Origin of the sequence: Paracoccus sp. S4493 (genome assembly GCF_000967735.1) — a bacterium.
Classification (GTDB): domain Bacteria; phylum Pseudomonadota; class Alphaproteobacteria; order Rhodobacterales; family Rhodobacteraceae; genus Paracoccus; species Paracoccus marcusii.
On the sequence record NZ_JXYF01000119.1, the window covers coordinates 39,395 to 53,046 of the forward strand.

9 protein-coding genes are annotated in these 13,652 nt (G+C 67.8%); 7 read left to right on the forward strand and 2 right to left on the reverse strand.

Annotated features, from left to right (window positions below):
• Positions 1–3: 3 nt before the first annotated feature.
• Complete coding sequence (locus TW83_RS14250; RefSeq protein ID WP_157001604.1) at positions 4–867, reverse strand: putative selenate ABC transporter substrate-binding protein; 864 nt, start codon at positions 865–867, stop codon at positions 4–6.
• A gap of 249 nt (positions 868–1,116) precedes the next feature.
• Here TW83_RS14250 and fdnG point away from each other — a divergent pair, with 249 nt between their 5' ends.
• Genes fdnG through selB form a run of 6 tightly spaced genes read left to right on the forward strand, consistent with a single transcriptional unit; the run spans position 1,117 to position 10,089 of the window.
• The gene (gene fdnG, locus TW83_RS14260; protein WP_157001606.1) at positions 1,117–4,197 is read left to right on the forward strand and encodes a formate dehydrogenase-N subunit alpha; all 3,081 of its coding nucleotides are present in this window, start codon (positions 1,117–1,119) and stop codon (positions 4,195–4,197) included.
• Entirely contained in the window at positions 4,194–5,189 is a 996-nt protein-coding gene (gene fdxH, locus TW83_RS14265) for a formate dehydrogenase subunit beta (RefSeq protein WP_204245764.1), read from the forward strand. Before fdnG ends, fdxH begins: the two co-directional genes overlap by 4 nt.
• Complete coding sequence (locus TW83_RS14270) at positions 5,189–5,878, forward strand: formate dehydrogenase subunit gamma (RefSeq protein WP_045983439.1); 690 nt, start codon at positions 5,189–5,191, stop codon at positions 5,876–5,878. The genes fdxH and TW83_RS14270 overlap by 1 nt, the downstream gene beginning before the upstream one ends.
• 55 nt (positions 5,879–5,933) lie before the next feature.
• The gene (gene fdhE / locus TW83_RS14275; RefSeq protein WP_045983440.1) at positions 5,934–6,848 is read left to right on the forward strand and encodes a formate dehydrogenase accessory protein FdhE; all 915 of its coding nucleotides are present in this window, start codon (positions 5,934–5,936) and stop codon (positions 6,846–6,848) included.
• Positions 6,848–8,206: an L-seryl-tRNA(Sec) selenium transferase gene (gene selA, locus TW83_RS14280; protein WP_045983441.1), complete on the forward strand. Its 1,359-nt coding sequence runs from the start codon at positions 6,848–6,850 to the stop codon at positions 8,204–8,206. Before fdhE ends, selA begins: the two co-directional genes overlap by 1 nt.
• Positions 8,203–10,089, forward strand: a complete 1,887-nt coding sequence (selB, locus tag TW83_RS14285; RefSeq protein ID WP_045983442.1) for a selenocysteine-specific translation elongation factor — start codon at positions 8,203–8,205, stop codon at positions 10,087–10,089. Before selA ends, selB begins: the two co-directional genes overlap by 4 nt.
• Here the strand turns inward: selB and TW83_RS14290 are convergent.
• On the reverse strand, positions 10,086–10,550 hold the full coding sequence (locus TW83_RS14290) for an Lrp/AsnC family transcriptional regulator (protein WP_045983443.1): 465 nt from the start codon (positions 10,548–10,550) through the stop codon (positions 10,086–10,088). The genes selB and TW83_RS14290 overlap by 4 nt on opposite strands.
• A gap of 106 nt (positions 10,551–10,656) precedes the next feature.
• Between TW83_RS14290 and putA the strand changes: the two genes are divergently transcribed.
• Positions 10,657–13,652: bifunctional proline dehydrogenase/L-glutamate gamma-semialdehyde dehydrogenase PutA (putA, locus tag TW83_RS14295; RefSeq protein WP_052714905.1), on the forward strand; the 2,996-nt coding region annotated here is incomplete at its 3' end.

Here is a 13,652-nt window from a genome sequence, read left to right on the forward strand (position 1 = left end):
GGATTACTCCAGCAGGTCCAGATCGCGGGCGACCTGTTCGATGGGGGCATAGTCCTCGTTCGCGGCGGGGATGAAGGCATTGCGCGGGAACGCCGCCAGCAGGTCCGGGTCGTCCATGCCGACCAGCGCGGCCTGGACCTTGTCGGCGAAGCCCTCGCCCCACCGGGCGTCCACGTCGCCGCGGATGGTCCAGTTGTAGTCGGGATAGGGCGGCGTTTTCCAGATGATCTTGGCCGTCTCAACCTCGGGCGCGTTATCGGCAACCGCCTGATCGTAAACGGCATAATTCAGCGCGCCGACCTGCCAGGCGCCGGATGCGACCAGCCGCAGGGTCTGGCTGTGATCGCCCGAGAAGCCCACGCGGTCGAAAAACTCATACGGCGCCTCGCCGGTATTCTCGCGGATCGCGTATTCCGGCATCAAGCGCCCGGAGGTCGAGGTCTTGGCGCCGAAGGTGAAGGACATGCCCCGCGCGGCTTCGGGGAAATCCTCGAACTCGGTCAGGCCGGTATCGGTATGGGCGATGAAATAGCTGACGAAACTGGTATCCTCGTCGCCCTGCGCGATGGCGCGGGCCCCGTCGACCAGCAGCCGCGCCTGCACGCCCGACAGGCCCCCGAACCAGGCCAGCTGGACCTGGTCGTTGCGGAAGGCGGTGACCGCGGCGGGGTAGGATTTCACCGGAACGAACTCGACCGGCACGCCCAGCTCCTCCGACAGATAGTCAGCGACGGCGGTGAAGCGTTCGACCAGGCGGGTCTCGTCCTCGTCGGGAATGGCCGAGAAATACAGCGTTTCCTGGGCCGCGGCGGAAAGCGGCAGGGCGGTGGCCAGGACGGTGGCCAGCAGGCGTGACATCAGGGGCATGGGATGGCTCCGGTCAGGGTGTGAGGGCTGGGATCGGCGGACCCCGCTGAACGCGGGGTCTCGCGCCGATGTGCCAAGCCCCCGTTTCCGGCGGAGCCACGCGGCCCGAACGCCCCCGGCGCATCGGCTTGATGCCCTGTTCTAGACCGTCCGTTCGGTCGCGCGCAAGGCTTCGTGCCTTGACTTGGCCGGGGCTGCGGCAGAGAATTGGGATGTACCTATCGAATTTGACAGGCAGAGGGGGGTCCCATGAATATCGACCTTTCGCGTCGCGGCTTTTTACGGCTAGCGGGTGCGGGGGTTGCGGCAACGTCGCTTGGAGCCATGGGCTTCGGCGGGGCGGAGGCAGCGGAGGCGGCGTATGTGCGCGCGTTCAAGCTGGCCACGACCACGGAAACACGCAACACCTGTCCATACTGCTCGGTCGCCTGCGGGATCATCATGTATTCGCGCGGGGACGTGAAGGCCGGCGAAACCGCCGAGCTGATGCATATCGAGGGCGATGCCGATCACCCGACGAACCGCGGAACGCTGTGCCCCAAGGGCGCCGCGCTGAAGGACTTCGTCCATGCGCCCACGCGCCTGACGCAGCCCCGCCTGCGCCGTCCGGGATCGGACCGCTTCGAGGAGATCACCTGGGAGGAGGCGCTGGACAAGATCGCCCGCGCTCTCAAGGATGATCGGGACGCGAACTTCATTGCCACCAACGATGACGGCACCCCCGTCAACCGCTGGACGACGACGGGATTCCTGGCGGCTTCGGCCACGACCAACGAAACCGCATGGCTGACCTACAAGACGGTCCGGTCCATGGGGATTGTGGGATTCGACAACCAGGCACGCGTCTGACACGGCCCTACGGTGTCCAGTTTGGGCCCGACATTCGGCCGTGGAGCGATGACCAATCCATGGACTGACATTAAGAACACCGACCTGGCGATCGTCATGGGCGGCAACGCTGCTGAGGCGCATCCCTGCGGTTTCAAGTGGGTGACCGAGGCCAAGGCGCATCGCGGCGCCAAGCTGATCGTGGTCGACCCGCGCTATACCCGCACCGCATCGGTCGCGGATTACTATGCGCCGATCCGTCCGGGCACTGACATCGCCTTCCTGATGGGGGTGATCCGCTGGTGCATCGAGAACGACAAGGTCCAGTGGGACTATGTCCGCAACTATACCAACGCGTCCTTCCTGGTACGCGAGGACTTCGGCTGGTCCGACGGCCTCTTTACCGGCTATGACGAGGAAAAGCGCGACTTCAACAAGGAGAGCTGGGACTATCAGATGGGCGAGGACGGCTTTGCGCTGACCGATCCCACGCTGCAGGACCCGCGCTGCGTCTGGAACATGCTCAAGCAGCATGTCGACGTCTACACGCCGGAATTCGTGGAGAACATCACCGGCACGCCGCGTGACAAGTTCCTGGATATCTGCGGGATGATCGGCGAATGCTCGGCCGTGGACCGGACGATGACGTCCATGTACGCGCTTGGCTGGACCCAGCATTCCAAGGGTGCACAGAACATCCGCGGCATGGCGATGTTGCAGCTGATCCTGGGCAATATCGGCGTCCGCGGTGGCGGGATGAACGCGTTGCGCGGTCACTCCAACATCCAGGGCCTGACCGATATCGGCCTGATGTCGAACCTGATCCCGGGATACCTGAACATCCCGACGGAGAAGGAGGTCGACTGGCAGACCTATCTGTCCACGCGCGAGTTCACGCCGCTGCAGCCGGGTCAGACCAGCTATTGGCAGAACTATCCCAAGTTCATGGTCAGCTTCCTCAAGGCAATGTGGGGCGATGCCGCCACGGCCGAGAATAACTGGGCGTACGAGTACCTGCCCAAGCTGGACGTTCCGGCCTATGACATCCTGCGCATGTTCGAACTGATGAACCATGGCAAGGTGAACCTGTATTTCTGCCAGGGCTTCAACCCGATGCTGTCCATCCCGGACCGCGGCAAGGTGACGGCGGGCCTGTCCAATCTGAAGATGCTGGTCGTGATGGACCCCCTGTCCACCGAGACCTCGCATTTCTGGGAGAACCACGGCGCGCATAACGACGTGGACACGGCCTCGATCCAGACCGAGGTGCTGGAGCTGCCCACGACCTGCTTCGCCGAGGACGAGGGCGCGCTGGTCAATTCGGGCCGCTGGCTGCAATGGCACTGGCCGGGGGCGACGCCTCCGGGCGAGGCCAAGCACGACACCTGGATCATGGCGCAGATCTGGACGCGGGTGCGCGACCTGTATCGAGCCGAAGGCGGCGCCTTCCCCGATCCGATCGTGAACCTGTCCTGGGACTATGCCGATCCGGGAGAGCCCACGCCCGAGGAGCTGGCCCGCGAGATGAACGGCCGCGCGCTGGCTCCGGTGACGGACCCGGCCACGGGCGCGCAGATCCTGCAGGCCGGTCAGCAGGTGTCCGGCTTCGGACAGCTTCGCGATGACGGGACGACCATGGCGGGCTGCTGGATCTATGCCGGCAGCTGGACCGAGGACGGCAACATGATGGCACGGCGGGACAATTCCGATCCCGACGAGACCGGCATGTTCCTGAACTGGGCCTTTGCCTGGCCGGCCAACCGTCGCGTGCTGTACAACCGCGCCTCGGCCGACATGGCGGGCCAGCCTTGGGATGCCACGCGCCCGCTGATCCAGTGGGACGGGGCGAAATGGGGCGGCTACGACGTGCCCGACATCGCGCCGACGGCGGACCCGTCGACAGTCGGCCCCTTCATCATGAACCAGGAGGGCGTCTCGCGCCTGTTCACCCGGGGCATGATGCGCGACGGGCCCTTCCCGACGCATATGGAGCCGTTCGAAAGCCCGATGGCCAACGTGTTTAACGCGCGGATGCGCGGGAACCCGGTGGCGCGCGTCTTCGAAAGCGACGTGGCCCGGCTTGGGACCAGCGACGAGTTTCCGTTCGTCGCGACCTCCTATCGCCTGACCGAGCATTTCCACTACTGGACCAAGCACAACCGGGTGAACGCCGCGTTGCAGCCCGAGTTCTTCGTGGAGATCAGCGTCCAGCTGGCCGAGGAGCGCGGCATCACCAACGGCAGCCGCGTGCGCGTCTTCGGCAAGCGCGGACAGGTCTGGGCCAAGGCGGTGGTCACCCGTCGTCTGCAGCCGCTGATCTGTGACGGCAAGCCTGTCCATGTGGTGGGCATTCCGCTGCACTGGGGCTTCATGGGGGCTGCCAAGAAGGGTTGGGGGCCGAACAGCCTGACGCCGTTCATCGGGGATGCGAACACGGACACGCCCGAATTCAAGGCGTTCCTGGTCAACATCGAACCCGCAACCGAGGAGCCGGTGGCATGAACGATATGGCAAACAGCCCGACCACGGCGGCGTCGAACCCGCCCGTGCAACCGACCGAGGCCTATTTCGATGCGCGCGACGTCGTGCGCATCTCGGCCACGCGGAACGTGCCGCAACCGGACCGCCAGCTGGAAAAGCTGGCCAAGCTGATCGATGTGTCCAAGTGCATCGGCTGCAAGGCCTGCCAGTCCGCCTGCGTGGAATGGAACGACACGACCCCGGCGGTGGGAGAGAACGTGGGGGTCTATGAGAACCCCCACGACCTGACCCCCGACATGTTCACCCTGATGCGTTTCGCCGAATGGGAGAACCCGGCCACCAACGAGCTGGAATGGCTGATCCGCAAGGACGGCTGCATGCATTGCGAGGATCCGGGCTGCCTCAAGGCCTGCCCGGCGCCGGGTGCCATCGTGCAGTATTCCAACGGAATCGTGGATTTCATCCACGACAACTGCATCGGCTGCGGCTATTGCGTCACCGGCTGTCCCTTCGACATCCCGCGCATCAGCCAGACCGACCACAAGAGCTACAAGTGCACCTTGTGTTCGGATCGCGTGGCCGTGGGCCAAGGTCCCGCCTGTGCCAAGGCCTGCCCCACGCAGGCCATCGTCTTCGGCACCAAGGCCGACATGCAGGCGCATGCCGAGACCCGGATCGAGGACCTGAAATCGCGCGGCTATGAAAACGCGGGCCTGTACGATCCGGCCGGCGTGGGCGGCACCCACGTGATGTACGTGCTGCATCACGCGGACCAGCCCGGCATCTACAACGACCTGCCCGAAAATCCCCGGATCTCTCCGGTGGTCGAGGGTTGGAAGGGCGTGACCAAGACCGCGGGCCTGGCGGCCATCGGTCTGGCCGCGGTGGGTGCCACGCTGCACGGTCTGTTCGCCCGCGGCAACGAGGTCGAGGAGCATGACATCGAGGCCGCCGACAAGCTGGTCAAGGGCGAAGACCCCGACGGCGGTCCGACCGGCGGGGGGCACGTCTGATGGCGCATCGTCCGTACTACTCGGAACGGGGTGACCGGCTGGAAAGCATCCAGCCGGTCGAGGTCAGCCGCTATCGCGGGTTCACGCGCGCGAACCACTGGGTGACCGCGTTCAGCCTGATCGCGCTGGCGCTGTCCGGCCTGGCGCTGTTCGACCCGTCGCTGTACTTCCTGACCGGGCTGTTCGGTGGCGGGCAGACTACACGCTGGATCCACCCGATCATCGGCGTGGTGCTGTTCCTCAGCTTCGCGCTGATGTTCATCCAGCTGTGGCGCCTGAACATGCCCAAGCCCGAGGACACGACCTGGGTCGCCCAGATCGGCGACGTGGTGAAGGGCCGCGAGGAGAACCTGCCCGAACTGGGCAAGTACAACGCGGGCCAGAAGTTCGTCTTCTGGGGCATGTCCGCCCTGATCATCGTGCTGATCGTCACCGGCGTGATGATCTGGCAGCAGGTGGCCGGCCATCTGGTCAGCGTGCCGCTGCGCCGCATCGCGGTCCTGGTGCATGCGCTGTCCGCGGTCGCGATCATCCTGGTGTTCATCATGCACGTCTATGCCGCGATCTGGACGCGGGGCACGCTGCGCGCGATGACCCGGGGCACGGTCACCGGCGGATGGGCCTGGCGCCACCACCGCAAATGGCTGCGAGAGATCGCCAGCCGCGACAACAAGGGCCCGGCAGAGTAATCTGCCGGCCACCATCACCGGCATCCCCTGTGGCCGGTTCGGCCCGGAGACTGACATGAACACCACCATCCAACCCGATCCATCGGCCATCGGCGGCGTCCCCACGGCGCCGCTGGTGTTTTTGCCCAAGCCCATGCGCCTGTTCGCGACCCGTGCCAAGCGCCTGGCCTTCCTGGCCCAGCACAGCGACAACCTTGGGCCGTGGCTGGCCTTTCTGGGTCAGCTAGCGGACCTCCAGGCCCGGCTGGCGGAGGAACTGCCCCGCCCCGCTCCCCTACCCGCCGACCGCATCCGCCTGGCCCGCGAAAACCGCATGCCGCCAATCGACCGACAGCGGCTGGCATCCGACCCCGACCTGCATGCCGTCCTGGACGCGGTGCTGACCCATGCGGCGGCGCTGGACATGCCGGAACCCGCGCGCATCGCGCTGTCCGCCGTGACCGCCGCGCCCCTGGCCGATCGTCACTGGCTGCTGGAGAACATCCTGTCGGACAGCATTCCCGATGACAGCATCGCGCCGCACCTGTTCGCATCGCTGGCCGTGCAGCTGCATCTGTCGCGCCTTGCCGCGGGGCTGCCCGCCGATCAGCTGGTCAAGATCCGCACGGGCGTCTGCCCGGTCTGCGGCGGCAAGCCCGCGACCTCCAGCGTGATCGGGGTCGGCGATCTGGACGGGGTGCGCTATGCCGCCTGCGCCTGCTGCCAGACCCAATGGAACGAGGTCCGCCTGACCTGCCTGTGCTGCGGCCAGACCGGCCAGATCAGCTATCGCAGCGTCGAGACCGACCAGGCAACCGTTCGGGCCGAGGTCTGTGGCGATTGCGACAGTTGGGTCAAGATCCTGTACCAGAACAAGAACCCCAGCCTTGAGGCGATCGCCGACGACGTCGGCAGCCTGGGGCTGGACCTGCTGATGAAGGACACCGACAAGCATCGCGGCGGGTTCAACCCGTTCCTTGCGGGCTATTGATGTCGGGGTTCAGGGCGCTGCCATCGGTCGATCAGGTGCTGTTGGCGGTGCCGTCGCTGATCGACGCTCATGGCCGTCAGGCGGTGACCCGGACCGCGCGTCTACGCCTTGATGCGGCCCGCGCGGCCATCCGCGACGGGGCCGACGGCGCGGCTGAGGCCGCACGCCTGCCGCATCTGCTGGCCGCCGATCTGGCGGCGGCGGCGGTCACGCAGCTGCGCCCGATCCTGAACCTGACCGGCACCGTTCTGCACACCAACCTGGGCCGCGCGATCCTGGCGGACGAGGCGATCGAGGCCGCCTCCGCCGCGATGGCCGCGCCGTTGGCACTGGAATTCGACTTGACGACCGGCGGGCGCGGTCAACGCGATGACCATCTGCGCGGTCTTCTGTGCGAGCTGACCGGGGCCGAGGATGCCACCATCGTCAACAACAATGCGGCCGCCGTCCTGATCGCGCTGAACACCTTCGGCCAGGACTGTGACAGCATCGTCTCGCGTGGCGAGCTGATCGAGATCGGCGGCGCATTCCGCATGCCCGACATCATGGCCCGCGCCGGCACCCGGCTGGTCGAGGTCGGGACGACCAACCGCACCCACCCCCGCGACTATCGCGACGCGATCACGGACCGGACCGGGCTGATCCTCAAGGTCCACACATCGAACTATCGCATCGAGGGGTTCACCGCCGAGGTTCCGGCCCCGGACCTGGCTGCCATTGCGCGCGATGCCGGGGTGGTGATGCTGAACGACCTGGGCGCGGGGTCGCTGGTCGATCTGTCCCGTTGGGGCCTGCGCCGCGAACCCACCGTCGCCGAAGCCGTGGCCGAAGGCGCGGACCTGATCACCTTTTCGGGCGACAAGCTGCTGGGCGGGCCGCAGGCGGGGTTCATCGTGGGCCGGCGCGACCTGATCGCGCGGATCAACAGGAATCCCATGAAGCGCGCCGTGCGGCTGGACAAGATCCGCATCGCCGCGCTGCAGGCGACGCTTCGCCTTTATCGCGACCCCGACCGTCTGAACCAGCGGCTGCCCGTGCTGCGCATGCTGTCCCGTTCGCATGCCGACATCGCGGCGCAGGCCGCGCGTCTGGCGCCGCAAGTCGCAGCGCTGCTGCCTGATCATCGGGTCGTTCCGACGGACTGCGCCAGCCAGATCGGATCGGGTTCGCTGCCGACGGACACGATTCCGTCGGCCGGGCTGCGGATCAGCGGGGCGGGCGGCGACGCGCCGGACCGCCTGGCGGCATGGCTGCGCGATCGACCGCGTCCGGTCATCGGCCATATCCGCGACGGCGCGCTGATCCTGGACCTGCGCTGTCTGGGCGATGACCGCGACCTGCTGGAGGCGCTGACGTGATCGTCGGAACCGCGGGGCATATCGACCACGGCAAGACCGCGCTGGTCAAGGCGCTGACCGGCACCGATGCCGACCGCCTGGCAGAGGAAAAGGCCCGAGGCATCACCATCGACCTGGGATTTGCCTATGCCGATCTTGGCGGCGGCACCGTCACAGGTTTCGTCGACGTGCCGGGGCATGAACGGCTGATCCACACCATGCTGGCTGGCGCCGGCGGGATCGATCTGGCCCTGCTGGTCGTGGCCGCCGATGACGGCATCATGCCGCAGACGCGAGAGCATCTGGCGATCCTGGACCTGCTGGGCCTGTCGCGGGGGCTGGTCGCGCTGACCAAGGCCGATCTGGCCGATGCCGACCGCCGCGCCGAAGTCACGGCCCAGATCCGCGACGCCCTGGCCGACAGCGGGCTGGCGGATGCACCGATCATCCCGGTGTCGTCCCTGACCGGCGAGGGCGTGGACAGCTTGCGCGACGCCCTGATCGCCGCCGAGGCGCAGGTGGCCCATCGCACCGCCGATGCGGGCTTTCGCCTGGCGGTCGATCGCAGCTTCACCCTGCAGGGTGCAGGGACGGTGGTGACCGGGACGGTGCTGTCCGGGCAGATCGCCGTCGGCGATCTGGTGACGATCAGCCCGTCGGGGATCGCGGCGCGGGTCCGCGGCATCCATGCGCAGAACCGGCAGGCGACCCGCGGTCTTGCCGGGCAACGCTGCGCCCTGAACCTGGCGGGAGAGGCAGTCGCCAAGGACGCGATCCATCGGGGCGACATCGTGCTGGCTCCCGCGCTGCACGCGCCGACCGAACGGATCGACGCCGTCCTGACCGTGCTGGACACGGAGCCGAAGCCCATCGGCACGTGGTTTCCCGCCCGCCTGCACAGCCACGCAGCCGAACTGGGCGCTCGGATCGTGCCCTTGGGCGACCCCATCGCTCCCGGTCACAGCGGTCCGGTCCAGATCGTGCTGGACCGTCCCATCGCTGCGACTATCGGCGACCGGTTCATCCTGCGCGACGTGTCGGCCAGCCGGACCATCGGCGGCGGGCATTTCCTGGACCTGCGCCCCCCCGCCCGCAAAAGGCGCACCCCTGAACGGCTAGCGCTGATCGAGGCCGCCCAGGCCCCCGATCCGCTGCAGGCGATGCTGGCGGTTGGCCCGGTCGATTCGGCGGTCTTCGTGCGCGACCGCGCCCTGTCGCCTGCCGATGCGGCCGCGGCGTTGTCCGGGGCACGGATGATCGCGGGGCTGGCCCTGTCGCCCGCGCATCTGGACGCACTGCAGCGGGGCATCATCGACGCGCTGTCCGCCTTTCACGCTGAGAACCCCGACCTGCCGGGCATGGGCCGCGAACGGCTGCGCCTGGCGCTGACGCCGCGGCTGCCCAAGGACGCCTATCTGGCGCTGCTGCGGGGCGAAGCGGATGCTGGCCGGATCGTCCCCGACGGGGCCTTTCTGCGCCTGCCCGGCCACGAGGTGCGCCTGTCGGCCGAGGACGAGGCGCTGTGGGCCCGCATCCTTCCGTCCCTGACGGGCGATCTGCGCTATCGCCCGCCGCGGGTGCGCGATTTCGCGACCGAATTCGGGGTGGACGAAAAGGAGGTGCGCCGCGTGCTGCGCATGACGCAGAAGCTGGGCCGCACCGACCAGATCGCACATGACCATTTCTTTGCGCGCGCTGTGACTGCCGACATGGTGACCATCCTGCGCGATGTGGCGGCCGCGACGCCGGACGGCTGGTTCACCGCCCCCCTGTTTCGCGACCGCGTCCAGAACGGTCGCAAGGTCGCGATCGAGATCCTGGATTTCTTCGACCGGCACGGCGTCACGCTGCGCCGGGGGGATCTGCGCCGCCTGAACCCGCACCGGCTGGACCTGTTCGGCTAGATCGGGGCGATGCCCTGTTCGATCACCGCCTCCATCGCGACATAGCTGGAGGTCGAGGCGACATGCGGCAGGGCGGAGAGCTTTTCCGCCATGATGCGACGGTAATCGGCCATGTCGCGCGACCGCACCTTGAGCAGATAGTCAAACCCTCCCGCGATCATGTAGCATTCCTCGACCTCGGGGATCAGGCGGATGGCGGCGTTGAACGATTCCAGCGCCTTGTGGCGGGTGTCCGACAGGCGCATCTCGACATAGGTGACATGGGTCAGGCCAAGGCGCACGGGCGACAGGATGGCCCGGTATCCGGTGATCAGCCCCGCCTCCTCCAGCTGGCGGATGCGCAGGGCCACGGGGGTCTTGGACAGCCCGACCTTGCGCGCCAGTTCGGTCACCGGGATGCGGGCGTTGGCCACCAGTTCCGCCAGAATGCGGCGATTGATCGGGTCCAGGATGTCGGTCACGTCTTATGCTCCATGATTGGACGATATGGCTGCGATCCTGCCCATCATTGGTCCCATCGTCCAGACAGCACGCGATATTCTGCCGATATCAGACAGGGGTGCCGCCATGACCGACCTTTCCTTTTCCGCCAAGTTCCAACCCGAAGCGCCCCTGCTGGACCGGCTGGTCCGCGATGCGGCGCTGTCGCCTGATACCCGTGCGCGGATCAGCGACCGCGCGGCCAACCTGATCCGCCGCATCCGCGCCGAATCCAAGCCCACGATGATGGAGCTGATGCTGGCCGAATACGGCCTGTCCACCCGCGAGGGCGTGGCCCTGATGTGCCTGGCCGAGGCGATGCTGCGCGTGCCCGACCGTGCCACCATCGATGCGCTGATCGAGGACAAGATCGCCCCCTCCGATTGGGGCCGCCACCTGGGCGACAGCTCTTCCAGCCTGGTCAACGCTTCGACCTGGGCGCTGATGCTGACGGGGCGGGTGCTGGACGACAGCAAGCCCGGTCTGGCCGGCACCCTGCGCGGCGCGGTCCGCCGCCTTGGAGAGCCGGTGATCCGCACCGCCGTCACCCGCGCGATGCGCGAGATGGGACGCCAGTTCGTCCTGGGCCAGACCATCGACGCCGCGTTGGACCGGGCGAAGGGTCAGGAGGCAAAGGGATACACCTACAGCTATGACATGCTGGGCGAGGCGGCGATGACCGCCCACGACGCCGACCGCTATGCCGACGAATACCGCAAGGCCATCGCGGCCATCGCCGGCGCTTGCACGCATGGCTCCGTCGCCCGGAACCCCGGCATCTCGATCAAGCTGTCGGCGCTGCACCCCCGCTATGAGGTCGCGCAGGAGGATCGGGTGATGGCCGAACTGGTCCCCGTGGTCCGCGATCTGGCCCGCCGGGCGCGTGCGGCGAACATGGGCCTGAACATCGACGCCGAGGAGCAGGACCGCCTGGCCCTGTCGCTGCAGGTGATCGAGGCCGTCCTGCCGGACCCCGATCTGGCCGGATGGGACGGGTTCGGCGTGGTCGTGCAGGCCTATGGCAAGCGGGCGGGGCCGATGATCGATGCGCTGCATGCGCTGGCGGTCCGGCACGACCGCCGCATCATGCTGCGCCTGGTCAAGGGTGCCTATTGGGACACCGAGATGAAGCGCGCCCAGGTCGAGGGGCATCCGGATTTCCCGCTGTTCACCTCCAAGACCGCGACGGATGTCAGCTATGTCGCGCTGGCGAAGAGGCTGTTGGGCATGACCGACCGCATCTATCCGCAATTCGCCACGCACAACGCGCACAGCGTCGCGGCCATCCTGGAACTTGCGGGCGATGCGCCCTTCGAATTCCAGCGCCTGCATGGGATGGGAGAGCGGCTGCACGACATCGTCCTGCGCGATCATCACACCGCCTGCCGCATCTATGCCCCGGTCGGCGCGCATCAGGACCTGCTGGCCTATCTGGTGCGCCGCCTGCTGGAGAACGGCGCGAACAGCAGCTTCGTGAACCAGATCGTCGATCTGGACGTGACGCCCGAACAGATCGCCCGCGATCCCTTCGACGCGCTGGCGATGGCCCAGGCCCCCGCGACCCTGCTGGCACCCCATGCGATCTATGGCGCGGGCCGCGTGAACGCGCAGGGCTTTGACCTGGCCGCCCGCGACCAGCTGGACCGGATCTTTGCCGCCCGTGACGGGTCCATCGCCGATGCCGGCCCCTTGACCGCGCAGGCGGCGACCGGACAGGCCAGCCCGGTGCTGAACCCCGCCACCGGCGACATCCTGGCAACCGTCACCGAGGCGGACGAGGCCACGGTGACCCGCGCCATCGATGCGGCCCGCCCCTGGGCGGCCCCTGCCTCGGAACGGGCCGCGACCCTGCGCCGCGCTGCTGACCTGTTCGAAGCTGATTTCGGCCCGATCTTCGGCATCCTGGCCCGCGAGGCGGGCAAGACCCTGAACGACGCCGTGGCCGAACTGCGCGAGGCGGTGGATTTCCTGCGCTATTACGCCCAGCAGGGCGAGGGCCGCACGGATGCCCCGCGCGGGATCATCGCTGCGATCAGCCCTTGGAACTTTCCGCTGGCGATCTTCACCGGACAGGTCGCGGCGGCACTGATGGCGGGGAACCCGGTGCTGGCCAAGCCGGCCGAACAGACCCCGCTGATCGCCGCCCTTGCCGTGCGCCTGATGCACCGCGCGGGCGTTCCCGCCGACGCGCTGCAGCTGCTGCCGGGCGACGGCGCGACGGTCGGTGCGGCGCTGACCCGCGATCCGCGCATCAAGGGCGTCGTCTTTACCGGCGGCACCGATACGGCGCGGCTGATCGCCGCCAGCATGGCGGACCACATGGCCCCCGGCACGCCGCTGATCGCGGAGACGGGTGGTCTGAACGCGATGATCGTGGACAGCACGGCCCTGCCCGAACAGGCGGTGCGCGACATCATCGCCTCCAGCTTCCGGTCGGCGGGCCAGCGCTGTTCGGCGCTGCGCTGCCTCTACGTGCAGGAGGACGTGGCCCCGCACCTGATCGCGATGATCCAGGGGGCGATGGACCAGCTGCGCGTGGGCGACCCGTGGGATCTGTCCACCGATGTCGGCCCGGTCATCGACGCCGAGGCGCAGGCCGGGATCCTGGCGTATCTGGACCAGAACCGCGACCGGATCCTGCACCAGATCGCGGCGCCCGCCACGGGGCATTTCGTGCCGCCCACGCTGATCCGCATCGACGGCATCCAGGCGCTGGAGCGCGAGATCTTCGGCCCCGTCCTGCATGTCGCGACCTTCAAGGCGCGTGACCTGGACCGGGTCGTGGCGGCGATCAACGCGACGGGGTACGGGCTGACCTTCGGGCTGCATTCGCGCATCGACAGCCGGGTGCAGGAGGTCACGCAGGCGGTCCATGCGGGCAACCTGTACGTCAACCGCAACCAGGTCGGCGCCACCGTCGGCAGCCAGCCCTTTGGCGGAGAGGGCCTGTCGGGCACCGGACCCAAGGCCGGCGGCCCGCAGTACCTGACGCGGCTGTTCGCGCCCGCAGCCCCCGCCGCCGCGGCGACGGACTGGACCGGGGCCGACAGCACCGACCGGCTGGCTGCGGCGCTGATCCGTCC

What these genes read in the sequence shown, in the direction of transcription:
- TW83_RS14250 (WP_157001604.1), bottom strand. Translation starts at nt 867, where the DNA reads ATGCCCCTGATGTCACGCCTGCTGGCCACCGTCCTGGCCACCGCCCTG.
- fdxH (WP_204245764.1), top strand. Translation starts at nt 4,194, where the DNA reads ATGAACGATATGGCAAACAGCCCGACCACGGCGGCGTCGAACCCGCCC.
- TW83_RS14270 (WP_045983439.1), top strand. Translation starts at nt 5,189, where the DNA reads ATGGCGCATCGTCCGTACTACTCGGAACGGGGTGACCGGCTGGAAAGC.
- fdhE (WP_045983440.1), top strand. Translation starts at nt 5,934, where the DNA reads ATGAACACCACCATCCAACCCGATCCATCGGCCATCGGCGGCGTCCCC.
- selA (WP_045983441.1), top strand. Translation starts at nt 6,848, where the DNA reads ATGTCGGGGTTCAGGGCGCTGCCATCGGTCGATCAGGTGCTGTTGGCG.